Raw genomic sequence first — 18,583 nt, 5'->3', positions numbered from 1 at the left:
GTTGTACACGGCGGCCTCGTGAAGGGCGGCCTCGTGAAGGTTTCCGCCCCGCTTGCCCCCACCCTAACCCTCCCCCGCTGGGCGGGGCAAGCGGGGAGGAAACCTCAATCGAGCATCGGCAGCCCGGTCTCGATGCGGACCAGCGCCGCCAGCAGCGGCGCGCCGATGTCGCGCCGGACGAAGTTGCTCGACTTCTCCGCCGCGTTGATCGCCAGTTGGAAGCTCCGGCGCCAGCGGTCGTCGTTGTAGAAGACCTTCTCCGCCTTGGCCTTCTGCGCCAGCAGACCGGGACGGCGGCCGGCGGCCTCGTCCACCAGTTTGTTCAGGCGGCGCAGCAGGTCGTTGGCTGCGGCCGGGTCGCCGCGCTTCTGCGCCGCCTCGACCAGCTCGGCCAGCGCCTCGCCGCGGGTGTCGATGTCGGGCACCTGCTCGGCGTAGGACAGGGCGGCGTTGGCCTCGCCACGGCGGGCCAGACGGCCCAGCACCGCCGGGATGGTCCAGGGATTCTCGTCCTGCACCGTGCGCAGCAGGTTGAGCGCCAGATTGGCGTCGCCCATCTCCGACGCCGCCACGGCCAACTCCGGCGGGCAGCAGTCGCCCTTGGTCTCCTTGAACTTCGAGAACTGGGTCTCGACCGTGTTCAGGAACAGGGTGCGCGCCTGCGCCTCCTTGCCGGCGCGCAGAAGGGCCTGCGAGACCAGCCCGAGCTCCCAGGAGCAGTTGCGGGCGGTGGCGTAGGCCTTGGCCTCGTCGGCGAGCGCGTTGGCCAGCCCGGAATCGCCGCGCCACGCCGCCGCCTTGGCAATGTCGGCGAGGTTGTAGATGCGGGTGGAGCAGTCGGCGATCTGCCGCGTGATGTCCAGGGCCAGTTGCGTCTGCCCCATCAAGGCCAGCGCGCGGGCGACGAACAGGTCCTGGCCGGCACTGTCGTTGATGCCACCGCGCCGCACGGCGCTGACGAAGGGGGCGACGATCTCCTTGGCGCGACCGACATCGCCGATCTGCTGGTAGGCGACGGCCAGCGACAGCCAGTCCCAGCGCGCGGCGGCGATGGGCGTCTCCACCGGCGGCAGCATCTCGCCGATGCGGTGCAGGTAACACAGGCTGCTGAGCGGCTCGTTGCAGACCATGGCGCGGATGCGCGAGCGGAACTCGTAGAAGTCGAAGTCGCCGACGAACTGGTTGGTGACCAACTGAACCGCCAGCGGGCTGTCCGGATACTTGGTCACGATCTCGTTAAACAGCTTGTCGGCCTCCTTCAACAGGCGCGACTCCTCGGCGACGTCGTAGGTGTTGTCGGCCTGCCGGAGCAACTGCATCGCCTGCACGAACAGGCGGTTCGCCGGCCCCGGATCCTGCGCCACGGCGGGGCCGGCCGCCATCGCGACCGCCAGCAGCAGGGCGAGGGCGGCGGCGGCGATGCGGACAAACGCGGTCACGCGGGCAAAGGCGGAGGCCATGGCGGTGCGGTTTCGATCTCAGAGGCTGGCGAGAAGGCGGACGTAGTTGACGACGCGCTGGACGCTGGCCACCGAGCGGGCGTGCTGGATGACGCGGTCCAGCTCCTCCTGCGTGGTGGCGACGCCCATCAGATAGACAACCCCATCGACGGTATCGATGCTGTAATTCTGGCTATGAATGTCACCGTCGAAGGTGAGTCTGGTGCGGAGCTGGGTCGAAATCCAGGTGTCGCGGGCGTCGTCGGCGATGCCGGCGCCCTTGTCGACCTGGATTTCGTTGATGACCTCCTGCACCCCCTCGGCCTGCCAGGCGAGCCGGACGGCGTCCAGGCGCATCTGGGCGTCGGCGGCGCGGCCGGTCAGCAGGACGCGGCCCTGGTCGATGGTCAGGCCGATGCGGTTGGTCATGTCCAGCGAATGCTGGAGCCACAGGTGGTTGATGCTGGCCCGGATCTGGGTGTCGCTGGCGAAGCCCTTCAGGCCGCGATGCTCGGACGCGGCGACGGCGGCGGTGGCCCCCCCGCCGAGCAGCAGGGGCGCGCAGCCCGACAGCAACGGTCCCGCCGCCAGCGCGGCGCCGATCAGCGCCAGCCTGAGCGTCGCTGCGAACCCTCCAAGGCGGCTCGACCCCGTCACGACATGCCTCCCCCGGTCAGCGTCCCCGCTGGCCCGCCGATGGGACGGGCGGCGCGAAAAAGTCACGGCCAGCGGGGGATGGCAATGGGGAATTTGGAGGTTCCTACGGGTCATCGTCGATTTGTCCATCGGTGATGCACGGATGTTGCACTCGCTGCGGGTGCGAAGGGAATATCGCATCGCACAACAGGGCCGGGAGAGGCGCTCGGGATCAGGCGAAACCTCTGGCGGTCAGCACGGCGGCAATCTCGCGCGCCAGCACGCGGGCGACCACCAGACGGGCGTTGGCGTCGCGCAGGATCCTCTCGTCATGGGGGTTCGACAGGAAGCCGGTCTCGACCAGCACCGAGGGCACGTCGGGCGCCTTCAGCACCGCGAAGTTGGCCGAGCGCATCGGGTTGTCCAGCAGGCGCAAATCCTTGCCGGCGCCGCGCACCAAGGCCTGGCGGGCGACCAGCGAGGCGTTGCGGGTGTGGCGGGCGGTGAGGTCGATCAGGATGTCCTTGACCACCCTGGTGGTGCCCTTGATCTCCAGCCCGCCGTAGCGGTCGGCCCGGTTCTCCTGCTGCGCCAGCCGCGAGGCGAAGGCGTCCGATGCCTTGTCGGACAGCGTGTAGGCCGACAGCCCGCGCGCCTGGGTGCTGGGGGCGCTGTCGGCGTGGATCGACACGAACAGGTCGGCGCCGGCCTTGCGCGTCAGCGCGACGCGCTCCTCCAGCGCCAGGAAGCGGTCGTCGTCGCGGGTCAGCCGGGCGGTGACGCGGTGGCGCTCGCGCAGCGTGCGGGCGACCGCGCGCGCGATGTCCAGCGTGACGTCCTTTTCTCGGGTGCCGAGCGTGCCGATGGCACCGGGATCGGCCCCGCCATGACCGGGATCGAGCATCACCAGCCGGTTGCCTATCGCCGGTTTGGAGGCCGGCTTGCGCTCCGGCGCGGCGGAGGCCGCCGGGCCGGCGAACAGGGGCAAGGCCGCCAGCGGCAGCGTCAGGGCCAGTCCGAAAAGCCGTCTGCGGTCCATGAGTTCCAAACACCACGCCGTCGAAAAAAGCAACGGCCGTGAGCTTGGCCGCTATCCATCAATCGTTAACCAATGGGCATGCGAAAAAGTGTTGTCAAGTGACGCAGGGTTACCGACTTCGAATATTTGTGTGCGTTTCGTCATGCCTGTGGGGTTGACCCGATGATGATTCGACAGACATGAACGGTTGCTTGAAGATGATGCGGGAAAGCGCTAAAATTTTAGAGACAAGCTCAGGAGGTGGCGATGTTGAGGAAAGCCTTGTTCAACATCATCCGACAGGAGCAGCGCGACATCGAGGACGAACTTGAAAAGGAGGAGCGCCGCTCCTCTCCCGATGCCGGGCGTTTGGTCGGTCTGCGGCAGGAGGTGACCAGCCTTCGCCGCGAGTTGGAGCATTTCCAGGACGTCTGACCCGGTTTCCACGGGAGCCGGAACGCTGCACTCGATGCGATGCGTTTTCGCGCCCCTTCTCCGCCGGCCGGCGGGGAGGGGGTTTTGTTTGTCCGGGCATCGCCGGTCCGGAGGGTGTGGCTCCGTCCGGAGCGTGCGGCCTCCCCGCCCCTACCCCAGCTTCACGTAACCGCGCTCGATGACGCGTTCCGCCGCCTCGTAGACCGACTGCATCTCCTCGTAGGCGGCGCGCAGGCGGATCAGTTCGGTGACCGCCGCCGCTTCCGGATGGCGTGTTTCCGCCGCCTTCATGCCGGCGCGGATGTAGTCGGCGCGCAGCTCCGCCACCCGCACCGCCATGCGCAGGAAGGAATCCCGGTCCAGGTTGGGAAGCTCGCGCCCGATGACCTCGCAGTTGGCCTCCAGGATCGCGGCGTCCATGTTCTCCAGGAAATGGCGGATGCGGTGCCGGTTGCCGGTCTCGGCGGCCTCCGGGGTCAACAGCTTGTCGACCTTGCCCTTGGTGAATTCCCCAACGATCTTGCCGCCCGAGGTCATGGGACGCTCCGTTCCGAAGGGCCGGCGCGCCGCCGGCCCGCGCGACCATTGTCGCACCCTCCACGCCTGGGCGCCAGACGGACCGCAAGGCCGCCGCGCGCAATAGGGCGGTGCAACACGGCGCGGATCGTGATAGGGAAACTCCCCTTCCGATGCCCGCCCAATGATGGTAGACGCGCGATGTCCGAGACCGGCTCCGACTATATCCTGACCATTTCCTGCCCCGACACGGTCGGCATCGTCTACGCGGTGTCCGGTTTCCTGGCGGAGCGGAGCTGCAACATCATCGACAGCGCGCAGTTCGGCGACCGCATCTCCGGATTGTTCTTCCTGCGCACCCATTTCTCGGCCGGCGCCGGCGCCCCGTCGCAGGCGGGGCTCCAGGCCGACTTCGCCGCCCAGGTGGCCGAGCGCTTCGCGATGACCTGGAAGCTGCACGACGCCAACCGGCGCCAGCGCGTGCTGATCATGGTGTCGAAGTTCGGCCATTGCCTGAACGACCTGCTCTACCGCTACCGCACCGGCTATCTGCCGATCGAGATCCCGGCCATCGTCTCCAACCACCGCGATTTCTACCAATTGGCGGCGTGGCACAACATTCCGTTCCACCACATCCCGGTCGGGGCCGACAACAAGGCCCAGCAGGAGGAGCGGCTGCTGGAGATCGTCGATCAGGAGAAGGTCGATCTCGTGGTGCTCGCCCGCTACATGCAGGTGCTGTCGGGCGCGCTGTGCGAGAAGATGGCCGGACGGGTCATCAACATCCACCACAGCTTCCTGCCCAGCTTCAAGGGCGCCAAGCCCTACCACCAAGCCCACACGCGCGGCGTCAAGCTGATCGGGGCGACGGCGCATTACGTCACCTCGAACCTCGACGAGGGGCCGATCATCGAGCAGGAGGCCGAGCGCGTCGATCACACGATGACGCCCGACGACCTCGTGGCCATCGGGCGCGACATCGAGAACGTGGTGCTGGCCCGCGCCGTCCGTTTCCACGTGGAGCACCGCGTGCTGCTGAACGGCAACAAGACGGTGGTCTTCCGCTAACGGCACGGCCGCCGAAGGGGGCGCGCGAACGCCCCCTGCACGCGGTCAGTGCGGATGGGCGGTCTCGCGGGCGTCCTCGGGCTGGGGCATGAAGACCGCGCGGGTGATCGCCTGCTCGATCTGGTCGCGGGTGAAGGGCTTCGGGATCACCGGTCCAAGATGCTCCAGCCCGTGCTTGGCCAGATCGTCGGGGAACGCGGTCACGAAGATCACCGGCAGGAAGCGCTGGGCACGCAGTTCGCGCGCCACCTCCAGCCCGTTGTCGCCGTCGGCCAGACGGATGTCCATCAGGGCCAGCGTCGGGCGATGCTCCGCCGCCAGGGTCAGCGCCTCGTCCATCGTCGCGGCGTTGCCGCAGACGACGTGCCCCATGCCGCGCACCGTTTCCGCCAGATCATAGGCGATGATCGCGTCGTCCTCGACGATCAGGATCGTCGCGGTCAGACGAGCGCGCACCCGGTCGCGGGCGTGGGTCAGCCGCTCCATCGCCTCTTCCGGGGCCAGCCCCAGGACGGCGGCGGCGTCGGAGACTGGCAGATCCTCCAGGTTGACCAGCAGATACAGGCGCCGGTCGGTCTCGTCCAACGCCATCAGGGCCGATTCCACCGGGTGGTAGGGCGCGACGGACGGCGGGACGGAATCTTTGTCCTGCAACTGGTTCAGGTGGCGGTACAAGGCGCTGCGCGAAAGGCCCTGGGCGCTTTCGGTTTCCAGGTACCATTCCAGCGTCTGTGTCACCAGCGCGTCGCCGCGGCCGGACGTTCCCGTCAGGGCGCGGGCGTAGCGGCGCAGGTAGGGCAAATGCTGCATGAAGTGGCCGGTGTACTGCTCCATCTCTCTCCCCGTGCCTTGCTTGCGGCGCGTGCTGCGTAGGCGTTCGTGCGTCTGGCGTCCTGATCGGTCCAGCGCGCCCTCGTCTCACAATAAAGTGCAACAGATCGGAACGCGATGGTGGAGTTCATATGGCGCAGTTCACGGCGCAACGGGAGTGAACTCGAAAGGATTATTCGAGATACCCGCAAGGAATTACCCATTTTTGGGTAGCATTATGCCGGACGGTCATCGTCCGACGCGTCGAAGCCAAGTCGGCGACCTATCCCGCTTCGGGTAAACGCCCAGCAGGTCTTAACCGTTCCGAAAGACTTAGCGCCCTACTCTGACATTGCCCTCCGGCGATGGCTGTGAGAGGGCGAGGCGAGTGTTCCCGATCCTTGAACGCGCCGGTTCCTCCCCCGGGCCGGCGCGTTTTTCTTGCCCCTGCGTGCAGGAACGGGACGCAAGCGGCCATTTTTGCGGGAACTTCCAACGACAGGGGATGGTTGAGTGATCCGACGGTGTGATTCCTCCCTGAACCGCCGAACCCTGACAACCGCCGGACGCGCCCGCCTTGACGGGCCGCGCCGGCGGCTTTTTTTGCGTCCCTTCCCGCATGCGGATGCTTGCAAGTCGCTTAAGCGGAAGTTAATGACATCGGCTCAACGTCATCGCGGATGGGGGTTGCGGTCGAACGCCGCAGCCCTTCGGCTGCCGCAGCGGGTTCGGATTCGCGCATGGAAGACCAAGAGTTCGATCGCTCGCTGACGGAGGGCGTGCCTCCGGACGAGCTGGCCGATTACGCGCTGTGGCGCCGCCGCGTCCAGGGCACCAACATTTCCGACAAGACGCTGCTCGCCACCGACTACCTCAATCACTTCAACGAAATCGTGATGCTGATCGAGATGGTCCCCGACATGCCGGACATGCTGGAGGAGTGCCAAATCTGGCAGCCCAAGAGCTACGCCGAGCATTTCCGCGACAGCGGCTTCTCCGACAAGGAGCTGGCGATCGAGGCCTACGGCCACGTCCCCTCGAAGTTCCGCCGTCCGTTCGAGGACACCATCGTCCAGGCCCATCAGGTGATCGCCCACACGCTGGAACGCGTCTCGACCGACATTGAGGGCGGTGATCCCGACAAGCTGCGCGCCGACTGCCAGACCTCGGTCGCGATGATCCACCGCATCATCCAGGTGGCCAACGGGATCATCCACGGCACCGCCCACGTCATGGAACAGGGCGAGATCGACCAGTATCTCAGCAACGGCTGAGTCCCTTTCCGCCGACTCTCCGCCTGCCGCCCTCCCCCGCCGACACCCGGCAGGAATGGCGATTGATGGTGTACCCACCATTCATTCGTTGCATGGCTCCCGGTCCCCGCCCGGCACTATAGTGTCTTACAAAGAAAAGACGGGGGCGTGTGCGCACGTCCACCGCGAGGGGAGTAGGAGCATATCCATGAAGGCATGCGCCTTCGCGCCGGCCCTTGGCCTGGGCGCGCAGGATGATCTCGCGCGGCGGCTTCGTCCCGCTTCCGATCACGCCGACCCCGCCGCACCCGTCCGACACGCGGGGGAGGATGGCAGACGCATGGCACGGTCCGGGCATCTCGACAATTTCTCCCGCGACCGGCTGCCGGCGCCTTCGCAACGCCCCGATTTTCTTCTCGACCGCCCCGAACTGGCCTATCCCGAACGGCTCAACGCCGTCGCCGCCCTGCTGGACGGCTGGCGGGAGCGCGGGTGGGACGACAAGCCCTGTCTGATCGACGGGGCTGGCACGGTGTGGAGTTACGGCCACGTCCGCGACACTGTGGACCGCATCGCGCGGGTTCTGACCGAGGATTACGGCATCGTGCCGGGCAACCGGGTGCTGCTGCGCGGGCCGAACACGCCGATGCTGGCGGCCTGCTGGCTGGCGGTCATCAAGGCCGGCGCGGTGCTGGTCCCGACCATGCCGCTGCTGCGCGCGCCCGAGCTGGCCGACGTGCTGGAGCGGGCGGGCATCGACATGGCGCTGTGCGACACCCGCTACCTCGACGACCTGGAGGACGCGGCCAAGCCCTCCATGCGCATCGTCGGCTTCCGGGACGGCGAGTTGGAGCACCGCATCGCCGGCAAGCCCGCCGGCTTCGAGGCGGCGGACACCGCCAACGACGACGTGGCGCTGATCGCCTTCACGTCCGGCACCACGGGCACGCCGAAGGCGGCGGCGCATCTGCACCGCCATCTCCTGGCCATCGCCGATCTGTCGCCGCGCACGGTGCTGCGCACGACGGCCGAGGACGTGTTCTGCGGCTCGCCGACGCTAGCCTTCGCCTACGGGCTGGGCGGGCTGCTGCTGTTCCCGCTGCGCGTCGGCGCCTCGGTGATCCTCTTGGAGCGCGGGACCCACGACCGCCTGCTCGACGCGCTGATCCGCCACAAGGCGACGGTGCTGTTCACCGTGCCGACCGTCTACCGCGGCATGATCGCCCATCTGGAGCGCGACCCGGCGCTGGCGGAAGGCTTGACGAGCCTGCGCCTGTGCGTGTCGGCCGGGGAGCCGCTGCCGCTGCCGACCTTCGAGGGCTGGCGCGAGGCGACCGGGCGGGAGATCCTCGACAGCCTGGGCACCACCGAACTGCTGAACGCCGTGATCCACGCGGTGCCGGGCGACGTCCGTCCCGGCTCCACCGGAAAGCCGGTGCCGGGCTACGAGGCGATGGTGGTGGACGACCAGTTCCGCCCGGTGCCGCCGGGTCAGGTCGGGCGGCTGGCGGTGCGCGGGGCCACGGGCTGCCTCTACCTCGACGACCCGCGCCAGGACTGCTACGTCCAGAACGGTTGGAACGTCACCGGTGATGCCTTCCACGTCGATGAGGATGGTTTCTTCTGGTACCACGCGCGTACCGACGACCTGATCGTGTCGGCCGGCTACAAGATCTCCGGGCTGGAGGTCGAGAACATCCTGATGGGGCACGAGGCGGTGCAGGAATGCGCCGTGATCGCCGCCCCCGATCCCGTGCGCGGCACCATCCCCAAGGCCTTCGTGGTGATCCGCGAAGGGACGCTGCCGGACGAACACCTGGCGGAGTTGCTGCAAAGCTACGTCAAGGAGCACATCGCGCCCTACAAATACCCCCGCGCGGTGGAGTTCCTCGACGCGCTGCCGCGCACCGAGACCGGCAAGGTCCAGCGCTTCAAGCTGCGCCGCCGGGAATGGGAGCATGGCGAGAACGATTGAACGGCGTCACCCCTTCGAACCGTCTGAGGACGGCGCTCCTCAAGGCTGACGGCCCGTTTCGCCAGTTCCTGCTGTTCGTCATGGTCGGCGCGGCGGCCGCGGTCGTGCATTACGGCACCCTGATCGCGCTGGCCGAAGGAATGACGGTGCCGCCCGTGGCGGCGTCGGCCGCCGGTTTCCTGGCCGGTGGGGTGGTCAGCTACGTCCTGAACTACAGCCATGTCTTCCGCAGCGAACGGAGCCACGCGCCGACGGCCGCGAAGTTCGTGGCGGTGGCCGCCGTCGGGCTGACGCTGAACAGCGCCATCCTGTGGGCGCTGATTCATGGCGCGTCGCTGCATTACCTTCCGGCCCAGATCATCGCGACGGGGCTGGTGATGGTGTGGAGCTTCGCCGCGAACCGCTACTGGACGTTCGGCGCCGGTCCGGCCGCGCCCTGATCCGCGCCATCCATGGGCTCGGCCGCGAAGCTGCGCCGGTGCGGCGTCGGACCGATGTTGCGGGGCAGGCGGACCCCGCGCAAACCGGCCTGCTCCAGATGGTCCAGCAGCCCGTCCGGGGTGTAGGTCGCGAAGCCCGCCTCGCGGCGGACCCGGCGGTAATCGGACAGGGTCAGGCGGACCAGCGCCACCAGCGACGCGGTCAGGAACCCATGCGTCCAGCCCATGCGCAGTTGGCTGGCGACATCGGCCAGCAGCGGCGTGCCGGGATCGACCACGTCGGCGATCAGGGCCTTGCCCTGCGGTGAAAGCAGGACGCGCAGACGCCGCAGGAGCGCCGGCAAATCCGGCTCCGGGATGTATTGAAGGACCGAGACGACCAGCAGCAGGTCGACCGTGCCCGGCGGCAGCGCCGCCAGATCCCGATCGTCGAGAACACGGACGCGCGGGTTGCCGGCGAAACGCGCGGTCAGGCGCTCACGAACGGCGGGAGAGGCATCGAACAGCAGCAGGCTGCCGCAGCGCTCCAGCATGCGCTCGGCCGCCAGGGCATCGCCGCAACCGAAATCCAGCACCGTGCCGTTCGGCGGCAGATGCTCCGCGATGTCCTGGGCGAGGAGGGCGAAATGGACCTCCAAGTGCCGCCGGTTGGCGTAGACGCTGTGGGGACGGTCCCAGAAATCGACCCAGCGGCGGGCGGCAGGGAAAGGCGCGGTGGACGAGACGGATCGAGCGGAGTCCATCGGTGCGCTGCCCTTCCCCAAGAATGTGGCCGGTCCGGTCGCTCGTCCGCGATGGGTTTGTTCGTTCCACCCGCAACGAAACATCCGAAAAAGGTAAGGGACAGCGGAAAAGCAGGTCAAGCCCGAATGTTGGTGAACCCCGCGAACCGCGTCAGCCGGATTCCCCGCCGCTCCAGAAGCTCCGCGAAGGCCGGCCCCTTCAGGTAATCGTACTCCGCCCGGCGCGGCTCGATCAGACTGTCGACCCGACGAAGCTCCTCGTCGGGAATGCCGGGGTGGACCATGACCAGCCGGCGCTCGTCCGGCGGGCCGTCCGCGTCGAGGAGGCGCGGCAGCAACTCGGCGAAGGGGGTTGCGGTGGCGAAGTCGTAGACGCCGGCGAAGCGGCTGTTGGCCGGGATGCCGCGCGAACGGACGAGCCGGGCGAGACCACCGCCCAAAGCCCCGATCAGCAGCGTCTTCGGCACCGCCACGCCGCGCCGCAGGACGGCGCCCGCCGGCTCGCCGCACAGGCGGACATAGGCGCCGGGCAGCGCCGACAGGGCGTCGGCCACCGCGTCCCGCACCGTCGGCAATTGGTGGACGTGCTGGTGGCCGTCGATGTAGGCGGGCGGCCCGCCCCAGGCGGCGGCGAAGGCGTCGAGTTGGCGCGCCAGTTCATCGCGGATCTCGGCCGGATCCAGCCGCCCCGTGTAAGCCATCCCCATCAGCCGCCCCAGCGGCGGCAAGCGGCCGTCGCGCGCCAGCCGGGGCATGGGCCCAAGCGGCGCTTGATCGGTCAGGGTGAAATGCAGCCCGACATCGGCCCTGTCCGCCAGTTCGCGCAGCGGCGCGGCCCCCCCGACCCAGAAGGGGCACAGGCTCATGACCGAGGTCGCAGTGAGGCGTCCGGCCGCGATCAGCTCGCGGATGGCGGCGTTGACGCCCGGCGCCAGCCCGTAATCGTCGGCGCACAGAAGGATCGGGGTCGTCATCGCTGGAAAGCTCGGGCAGTCGTGGACGGGGGCGGCGGGCTTCCGCCAAGATGGTCGGGCGGGCCGTTCCGATCAAGCGCCGTCGGCAGCCGGGATCGTTGCCTTGGCCGTTCCCCGCGACGGCAGGGTAGCCAGCGCCACGCCGGGCAGGACCAGCGCCACCCCGGCCAGATGGAAGAGTTCCAGCCCCTCGCCCAGCAGCAGCCACGACCCCAGCGCCGCCCAGAAGGGCGAGACGTAGAGCGCGGTGGAGGCCTGCGCCGCGCCCATCATCGCGATGGTCTTCTGGTAGACGATGATGGCGAGGACGGAGGCGAACAGCGCGACGGCCGCGATGGACAGGATCGTGGTGGCGTTGAAGGGCACCGGACGCACCGCCACGGTTTCCCAGGCGTAGAAGGGCGCCATCACCAGCAGACCGCCCAGCGCGTTGGCCGCGAAGCTGGTCATCGCCGGCAAGGGCGGGTTGGTCTGGCGCAGCAGGATGGTGAAGAAGGCCCAGGACACGGCGCCGGCCAGGATCAGCAGATCGCCGAAATGGAAGGAGAGACGCAGCAGGGCGTCCGTGTCGCCGCGCGTCAGGATCACCAGCACCCCGGCCATCGCCACCAGGATGCCGGCGATCTGGCGCATCCGGATCGTCTCGCCCAGCCAGACCGCCGCGATGATCAGGGTGAACACCGGGCTGGTGGCGTAGATCAGGCTGGCGTTGGTGGCGCCGGTGTGGGCCAGCCCGTAATAGACCACGGCCCCTGAGATCCCCTGCCCGAACACGCCCAGCAGGATGTAGCGCCGCCAATCCTTCAACAACTGGCGGCGATGGGTCAGAAGCCCCGGCAAGGCCAGGGGCAGGACCATGAGGAACGCGATGCCCCAGCGCCAGAAGGTCAGCCCGACCGGCGGCACCAGATTGGCCAGTGCACGCCCCAGCACCGGATTCGAGGCGAACAGGGCGGAACCGAACAGGTAAAGGCCGTAGGCGGCGAAGGGGCTGGCGCGCAGGGCGGAAAGCATCGGGGGCCGAGCGGTGATGGAGAGGAGGATCCATTCGCGGGCGAACGGTGGAATCGACCCTAGCACGGGCGTCCGGCCTGCCGGTTAGGACGGGTGCGCATGGCTGCCGCTCGCCCTCCCCGTCCGGACGTTGCGCGGATTCGCAAGGGTAGAGCCATGCCCTTTTGGTCAACAATGAATTTACCTTTGCAACTGTTACCCATTGCTGCCGGAAAACCGTTCGGAAACACCGCCTTGGCACTTGAAAGAATGCGCCGTAGAGTGGACCGGCGACGTATGCATGTTCACGTTGACAGCCGCGTCGGGCACGAGCCAAATGGCTCAAGAAATCAAAAGGCCACGTGGCGAATCTCACTCGTTCAAACCGGATATCGGGAGGCTAGAAGAATGAAGCGCATCCTGCTGGGTGCCGGGCTTGGTATGGCCGCGGCGCTGGCGCTTGCGGCGCCGGCCCAGGCCGCGAAGACCCTTGTCTATTGCTCCGAGGGCAGCCCCGAAAACTTCAACCCGATGCTGAACACGACGGGCACCAGCTTCGACGTGGCTCTGCCGGTGTACAACAATCTTGTCCAATTCGAGGCCGGCGGCACCAAGGTCATTCCCGGCCTCGCCGAGTCCTGGACGATCTCCGACGACGGCCTGACCTACACGTTCAAGCTGCGCGCCGGCGCCAAGTGGCACAGCACCAACGATTTCAAGCCGACCCGCGACGCGAACGCCGACGACGTGCTGTTCTCGTTCAACCGGCAGTGGAAGGCGGACCACCCGTTCCACAAGGTGTCGGGCGGCTCCTACGACTACTTCGCCGACATGGCGATGCCCAAGCTGCTGAAGTCGATCGAGAAGGTCGACGACCTGACCGTGAAGTTCACGCTGAACTCGGTCGAGGCGCCCTTCCTCGCCAACCTCGCGATGCCCTTCGCGCCGATCATGTCGGCCGAATACGCCGACCAGCTCCTTCAGAAGAAGACGCCGGAGAAGCTGGACCAGGTTCCCGTCGGGACCGGCCCCTTCCAGTTCGTCGCCTACCAGAAGGACGCGGTGATCCGCTACAAGGCGTTCGAGGGCTATTGGGGCGGCAAGCAGCCGCTCGACAACCTCGTCTTCGCCATCACGCCGGACGCGGCCGTGCGCTACGCCAAGCTGAAGGCCGGCGAGTGCCACATCATGCCGTACCCGAACCCGGCCGACATCGAGGCGATGAAGAAGGACGCCGCCATCGTCGTCCAGGAGCAGGAAGGCCTGAACGTCGGCTACCTGTCCTTCAACGTCACCAAGAAGCCGTTTGACGACGTGCGCGTCCGCCGCGCCGTCAGCATGGCGATCGACAAGAAGGCGGTGGTCGACGCGGTCTACCAGGGCGCCGGCGTCCCGGCCAAGAACCCGATCCCGCCGACCATGTGGTCCTACAACAACGCCATCGAGGACTACCCCTACGACCAGGAGCGCGCGAAGAAGCTGCTGGCCGACGCCGGGCTCCCCAACGGCTTCGAGACCGACCTGTGGGCGATGCCGGTGCAGCGCCCCTACAACCCCAACGCCAAGCGCATCGCCGAGATGATGCAGGCCGACCTCGCCAAGGTCGGCATCAAGGCCAAGATCGTCCAGTACGAGTGGGGCGAGTACCGCAAGCGCATGCAGCAGGGCGAGCACCAGATGGGCATGCTCGGCTGGACCGGCGACAACGGCGATCCCGACAACTTCCTGTACAACCTGCTGGGTTGCGAGGCGGCCCGTCCGGGCGGCAGCAACCTGTCCAAGTGGTGCAACAAGGAGTTCGACGACCTCGCCGTCCAGGCCAAGCGCACGACCGACATCGGCGCGCGCACCAAGCTGTACGAGCAGGCGCAGGTCATCTTCAAGGAAGACGCCCCCTGGTTCACCATCGCCCATTCGGTGGTGCACGTCGGCCTGAACAAGAACGTCGTCAACTTCAAGATGGACCCGTTCGGCGTCCATCGCTTCCTGGACGTCGATCTGAAGCAGTAACCGCTTGAGGCGGCCGCCTCTTTTCCCGGTTCCGGGGAACAGGGCGGCCGCCTCCGGACGGCGCAACGGGTTCGTGACGCCCTTCTCCCATCGCCGGAGGAGGGCTTTATGTCACAGTCGCCCGCATTGACGTTGCACAGGCGTTGTGTGTGAATGCCGCGCCCCAGGGACTGGGGAGCCGCTCCTTCCGCCCGATCCCCCGTTCCGGGGAGAGGATGAAGTTTTCCGGCCGCCGACGCGGCCTTTTGCGTTCGACCGTGCTTTCAAAAGAGTGACCTCGCGATGCTTCGCTTCATCCTGACGCGGGTGAGCTTGGTGATTCCGACCTTTCTCGGCATCACCTTTCTAACCTTCATTCTGATCCGGCTCGTGCCCGGCGACCCCATCGAGGTGCGGGTTGGCGAGCGCGGCATCCCGCCCGAGCGGCTGGCCCAGTTCCGCCACGAGCTGGGGCTGGACCAACCGCTGTGGCAGCAGTTCCTCGACTACGTCGGCAACGTGCTGAGCGGCGATTTCGGCGTGTCGCTGATCACCCGCAATTCGGTGTTCGACGAGTTCGTCACGCTGTTCCCGGCGACGCTGGAGCTGGCGTTCTGCGCCATGCTCTTCGCCACGCTGGTCGGGCTGCCGGCCGGCATCCTGGCGGCGGTCAAGCGCGGCTCGCTGTTCGACCACGGCGTGATGGGCCTCAGCCTGACCGGCTATTCGATGCCGATCTTCTGGTGGGGCCTGCTGCTGATCCTGTTCTTCTCGGTCGGCTTGGGCTGGACGCCGGTGTCGGGGCGGCTCGACCTGCTCTACTACGTGGAGCCGGCGACCGGCTTCATGCTGATCGACACGCTGATGGCCGGCGAATACGGCGCCTTCTGGTCGGCGCTGCACCATCTGGTCCTGCCGACCATCGTGCTCGGCACCGTGCCGCTGGCCGTGGTGGCCCGCATGACGCGCTCGGCCATGCTGGAGGTGCTGGGCGAGGACTACATCCGCACCGCCCGCGCCAAGGGGTTGGCCGACCGCCGCGTCATCGGCATGCACGCGCTGCGCAACGCGCTGATTCCGGTGGTGACGGTCATCGGCCTCCAGGTCGGCACGCTGTTGGGCGGCGCCATCCTGACCGAGACGATCTTTTCGTGGCCCGGCGTCGGCAAATGGCTGATCGAGTCCATCGGACGGCGCGACTACCCGGCGCTGCAGGGCGGCGTCCTGCTGATCGCCACCGCGGTGATCCTGGTCAACCTGCTGGTGGACGTGCTGTACGGCGTCCTCAACCCCCGCATCCGCCACGCGCGGTGAGGACCTGAGACCGAGTCATGACCACCGAAATCTCCACGCCAAGCCAGTCTCCGGCCGCCGCTCCGGCCCCGGTCACCCGCCCGCCGCACCCGCTGGTGGAGTTCTGGTATCATTTCAAGCAGAACAAGGGCGCGATGCTCGGCCTTGTGGTGATCGTCGCGATCGCCCTGGTCGCCCTCTTCGCCGAACTGCTGGCCCCGCACGACCCCAACATCCAGTTCCGCGAGGCGATCCTGGCCCCGCCGGTCTGGTACGACGCCGGGACGTGGCGCTTCATCCTGGGCACCGACGACATCGGCCGCGACATGCTGTCCCGCCTGATGTACGGGGCGCGGCTGTCGATGATGATCGGCCTGATCGTCGTCACCCTGTCGCTGGCCGTGGGGTTGGGGCTGGGGATGATCGCCGGCTTCTTCGGCGGCACGACCGACGTGCTGGTCATGCGCTTCATGGACATCCTGCTGTCGCTGCCCAGCCTGCTGCTGGCCGTGGTGGTCGCCGCCATCCTCGGGCCGGGGCTGACCAACGCCATGCTGGCGGTGTCGGTCGTCGTCATCCCACACTACGCCCGGCTGACCCGCGCGGCGGTGCTGGCGGAGGTCAACAAGGACTACGTCATCGCGTCGCGCGTCGCCGGGGCCGGTCCGCTGCGGCTGATGCTGATCGTCGTGCTGCCGAACTGCCTGGCGCCGCTGATCGTGCAGGCGACGCTGGGCTTTTCCACCGCCATCCTGGACGCCGCCGCGCTCGGCTTCCTGGGGCTCGGCGCGCAGCCGCCGACGCCGGAATGGGGCACCATGCTGGCCTCCTCCCTCCAGTTCCTCCAGCGCGCGCCCTGGGTCGTCACCTGGCCCGGCGTGGCGATCCTGGTGACGGTGCTGGCCTTCAATCTGTTGGGCGACGGTCTCCGCGACGCGCTCGACCCCAAGCTGAAACGTTGACGTCATGCCTCTTCTCGACATCAAGAACCTGTCGGTCGAGTTCACCACCCGCGCCGGCACCTTCCGCGCGGTGGATGGAATCGACCTGACCGTGGACGAGGGCGAGGTCGTCGGCATCGTCGGCGAATCCGGCTCCGGCAAATCGGTGACCTCGCTGGCGGTGATGGGCCTGCTGGGATCCAACGGCAAGGTCGTCGCCGACCGCATGGCGTTCGGCGGCAAGGACCTGCTGACCATGCCGCCGGCCCAGCGCCGGGCGATCACCGGCAAGGACGTCGCCATGGTCTTCCAGGAGCCGATGACCAGCCTCAACCCCTGCTTCACCGTCGGTTTCCAGATCATGGAGACGTTGCGCGTGCACGAGGGGCTGTCGGGCAAGGCGCTGCGCAACCGCGCCATCGACCTGCTGGAGCAGGTCGGCATCCCCGCGCCCGAGACCCGGCTGTCAGCCTTCCCGCACCAGCTCTCGGGCGGCATGAGCCAGCGCGTGATGATCGCCATCGCCATCGCCTGCAACCCGCGCCTGCTGGTCGCCGACGAGCCGACGACCGCGCTCGACGTGACCATCCAGAAGCAGATCCTCGATCTGCTGGTCCGCTTGCAGAAGGATCGGGGCATGGCCCTGATCCTGATCACCCACGACATGGGCGTGGTGGCGGAGACCGCCCAGCGCGTCGTCGTGATGTACGCCGGGCAGGTCGCCGAGACCCGTCCCGTCGCCAGTCTGTTCGAGCGCCCGCGCCACCCCTACACCGGGGCGCTGCTCGACGCGCTGCCGGAACGGGCATTGGGCAAGCGGCGGCTGCCGACGATTCCCGGCATGGTGCCCGGCATCGCCGACCGCCCGTCGGGCTGCCTGTTCAGCCCGCGCTGCCGCTTCGCCACCGACCGCTGCCACGCCGAGCGCCCGGCCCTGTTCGACGTGGACAACGGCAAGGCGCGCTGCTTCTACCCCCTGCCCGATGGGGCGTACGCCGCCGGGGAGGCGGTCCAATGAGCACCCTGCCCCTGCAACAGGCCCCCGCCCCCATCAACGCCGATGACCAGGCCGTGGTGCTGGAGGCGCGCGACCTGCGCAAGCACTACGCCGTCAAGCGCGGCGTCTTCAAGCCGATGGCGACCGTCAAGGCGCTGGACGGCGTGTCGTTCCAGCTCCAGGCCGGCAAGACGCTGGCGGTGGTCGGCGAGTCCGGCTGCGGCAAGTCGACGCTGGCCCGCTCCGTCACCATGATCGAGCCGCCGAGTTCCGGCGAGTTGCACTACGACGGCCGCGACGTCGTCGGCCGCAGCGCGTCGGAGATGAAGGCGCTGCGCCGCACGGTGCAGATGGTGTTCCAGAACCCCTACGGCTCGCTGAACCCGCGCAAGACGGTCGGCTCGATCCTGACCGAGCCGCTGGTCATCAACACCGACATCGGCAAGGACGAACGCCGCGCCCGCGCCGTCGCCATGATGGGCAAGGTCGGCCTGCGGCCCGATCAGGTGGACCGCTACCCGCACATGTTCTCCGGCGGCCAGCGCCAGCGCATCGCCATCGCGCGCGCCCTGATGCTGAACCCCCGCGTGGTGGTGGCGGACGAGCCGGTGTCGGCGCTCGACGTGTCGATCCAGGCGCAGGTGCTGAACCTGATGATGGATCTGCAGGAGGAGCTGAACCTCGCCTACCTGTTCATCTCCCACGACCTCAGCGTCGTGCGGCACATCGCCGACGCGATCATGGTGATGTATCTCGGCAAGCCAGTGGAGCACGGTCCGAAGGACGTGGTCTTCGCCCGGCCGCGCCACCCCTACACCCGAATCCTGCTGGCGGCGACGCCGCGCGTGAACCCGGCCCTGCGGCTGGAGCGGGTGGTGCCGAAGGGCGAGCTTCCCTCGCCGCTGAACCCGCCGCCCGGCTGCGCCTTCCACAAGCGCTGCCCCTACGCGACGGACCGTTGCGCCGTGGACGTTCCGGCCCTGCGCCCGGTGGACGAACGGCTGGTGGCCTGCCACTACGCCGAAGAGATGAACTGATCCAATCCTGAAGTGAAAACCCATGG

General features: G+C 67.9%; 18 protein-coding genes. 10 read left to right on the top strand and 8 right to left on the bottom strand.

The window, feature by feature from the left end:
* Positions 1 to 104 precede the first annotated feature (104 nt).
* From EJ913_RS21610 to EJ913_RS21600, 3 genes are all read right to left on the bottom strand, one after another.
* Complete coding sequence (locus tag EJ913_RS21610; RefSeq protein ID WP_127001751.1) at positions 105 to 1,460, bottom strand: tetratricopeptide repeat protein; 1,356 nt, start codon at positions 1,458 to 1,460, stop codon at positions 105 to 107.
* 18 nt (positions 1,461 to 1,478) lie between these two features.
* Positions 1,479 to 2,096, bottom strand: a complete 618-nt coding sequence (locus tag EJ913_RS21605; RefSeq protein WP_244939448.1) for a BON domain-containing protein — start codon at positions 2,094 to 2,096, stop codon at positions 1,479 to 1,481.
* Positions 2,097 to 2,307: 211 nt separating this feature from the next.
* Entirely contained in the window at positions 2,308 to 3,114 is an 807-nt protein-coding gene (locus tag EJ913_RS21600; protein WP_127001747.1) for an N-acetylmuramoyl-L-alanine amidase family protein, read from the bottom strand.
* A 246-nt stretch (positions 3,115 to 3,360) separates the two neighbouring features.
* On the opposite strand from EJ913_RS21600, the gene EJ913_RS31790 reads away from it, so the two are divergent.
* Positions 3,361 to 3,528 carry a hypothetical protein gene (locus EJ913_RS31790; RefSeq protein WP_185909879.1) on the top strand — a complete coding sequence of 56 codons (168 nt, stop codon included), beginning with the start codon at positions 3,361 to 3,363 and terminating at the stop codon, positions 3,526 to 3,528.
* A 150-nt stretch (positions 3,529 to 3,678) separates the two neighbouring features.
* Here the strand turns inward: EJ913_RS31790 and EJ913_RS21595 are convergent, their stop codons facing one another.
* Positions 3,679 to 4,065 (bottom strand): hypothetical protein, encoded by a 387-nt coding sequence (locus EJ913_RS21595; RefSeq protein ID WP_127001745.1) that lies wholly within the window; start codon positions 4,063 to 4,065, stop codon positions 3,679 to 3,681.
* 180 nt (positions 4,066 to 4,245) lie between these two features.
* Between EJ913_RS21595 and purU the strand changes: the two genes are divergently transcribed.
* Positions 4,246 to 5,112 (top strand): formyltetrahydrofolate deformylase, encoded by an 867-nt coding sequence (gene purU / locus EJ913_RS21590; RefSeq protein ID WP_127001743.1) that lies wholly within the window; start codon positions 4,246 to 4,248, stop codon positions 5,110 to 5,112.
* Positions 5,113 to 5,157: 45 nt separating this feature from the next.
* Here the strand turns inward: purU and EJ913_RS21585 are convergent, their stop codons facing one another.
* The gene (locus tag EJ913_RS21585; protein ID WP_127001741.1) at positions 5,158 to 5,946 is read right to left on the bottom strand and encodes a response regulator; all 789 of its coding nucleotides are present in this window, start codon (positions 5,944 to 5,946) and stop codon (positions 5,158 to 5,160) included.
* 716 nt (positions 5,947 to 6,662) lie between these two features.
* On the opposite strand from EJ913_RS21585, the gene EJ913_RS21575 reads away from it, so the two are divergent.
* The 3 genes from EJ913_RS21575 (at position 6,663) to EJ913_RS21565 (ending at position 9,590) form a co-directional block, all read left to right on the top strand.
* Positions 6,663 to 7,196, top strand: a complete 534-nt coding sequence (locus EJ913_RS21575) for a hypothetical protein (protein ID WP_127001737.1) — start codon at positions 6,663 to 6,665, stop codon at positions 7,194 to 7,196.
* 319 nt (positions 7,197 to 7,515) lie between these two features.
* Complete coding sequence (locus tag EJ913_RS21570) at positions 7,516 to 9,150, top strand: AMP-binding protein (RefSeq protein ID WP_185909878.1); 1,635 nt, start codon at positions 7,516 to 7,518, stop codon at positions 9,148 to 9,150.
* Positions 9,147 to 9,590 (top strand): GtrA family protein, encoded by a 444-nt coding sequence (locus EJ913_RS21565; RefSeq protein ID WP_238518959.1) that lies wholly within the window; start codon positions 9,147 to 9,149, stop codon positions 9,588 to 9,590. The genes EJ913_RS21570 and EJ913_RS21565 overlap by 4 nt, the downstream gene beginning before the upstream one ends.
* Here the strand turns inward: EJ913_RS21565 and EJ913_RS21560 are convergent.
* From EJ913_RS21560 to EJ913_RS21550, 3 genes are all read right to left on the bottom strand, one after another.
* Positions 9,554 to 10,333, bottom strand: coding sequence for a methyltransferase domain-containing protein (locus EJ913_RS21560; protein WP_127001731.1), 780 nt, complete (start codon positions 10,331 to 10,333; stop codon positions 9,554 to 9,556). The two genes, EJ913_RS21565 and EJ913_RS21560, sit on opposite strands and share 37 nt — an antisense overlap.
* 116 nt (positions 10,334 to 10,449) lie before the next feature.
* Positions 10,450 to 11,307, bottom strand: coding sequence for a ChbG/HpnK family deacetylase (locus EJ913_RS21555; protein WP_127001729.1), 858 nt, complete (start codon positions 11,305 to 11,307; stop codon positions 10,450 to 10,452).
* Between the two features lie 72 nt (positions 11,308 to 11,379).
* Positions 11,380 to 12,321 carry a DMT family transporter gene (locus tag EJ913_RS21550; RefSeq protein WP_127001727.1) on the bottom strand — a complete coding sequence of 314 codons (942 nt, stop codon included), beginning with the start codon at positions 12,319 to 12,321 and terminating at the stop codon, positions 11,380 to 11,382.
* 387 nt (positions 12,322 to 12,708) lie between these two features.
* Between EJ913_RS21550 and EJ913_RS21545 the strand changes: the two genes are divergently transcribed.
* From EJ913_RS21545 to EJ913_RS21525, 5 genes are all read left to right on the top strand, one after another.
* Positions 12,709 to 14,310 (top strand): ABC transporter substrate-binding protein, encoded by a 1,602-nt coding sequence (locus tag EJ913_RS21545; RefSeq protein ID WP_127001725.1) that lies wholly within the window; start codon positions 12,709 to 12,711, stop codon positions 14,308 to 14,310.
* A 282-nt stretch (positions 14,311 to 14,592) separates the two neighbouring features.
* A complete protein-coding gene (locus tag EJ913_RS21540) occupies positions 14,593 to 15,603 on the top strand; it encodes an ABC transporter permease subunit (protein ID WP_127001723.1) in 1,011 nt (336 codons plus the stop codon).
* A 17-nt stretch (positions 15,604 to 15,620) separates the two neighbouring features.
* Entirely contained in the window at positions 15,621 to 16,544 is a 924-nt protein-coding gene (locus EJ913_RS21535) for an ABC transporter permease subunit (RefSeq protein WP_127001721.1), read from the top strand.
* A 4-nt stretch (positions 16,545 to 16,548) separates the two neighbouring features.
* Positions 16,549 to 17,541, top strand: a complete 993-nt coding sequence (locus EJ913_RS21530) for an ABC transporter ATP-binding protein (protein ID WP_127001718.1) — start codon at positions 16,549 to 16,551, stop codon at positions 17,539 to 17,541.
* Positions 17,538 to 18,557, top strand: a complete 1,020-nt coding sequence (locus EJ913_RS21525; RefSeq protein ID WP_127001716.1) for a peptide ABC transporter ATP-binding protein — start codon at positions 17,538 to 17,540, stop codon at positions 18,555 to 18,557. Before EJ913_RS21530 ends, EJ913_RS21525 begins: the two co-directional genes overlap by 4 nt.
* The last annotated feature ends 26 nt before the right edge of the window (positions 18,558 to 18,583 follow it).

The organism is Azospirillum doebereinerae (assembly GCF_003989665.1).
In the GTDB taxonomy this organism is placed as follows: Bacteria; Pseudomonadota; Alphaproteobacteria; order Azospirillales; family Azospirillaceae; genus Azospirillum; species Azospirillum doebereinerae.
This window is presented reverse-complemented; position numbering and strand designations above follow the sequence as displayed.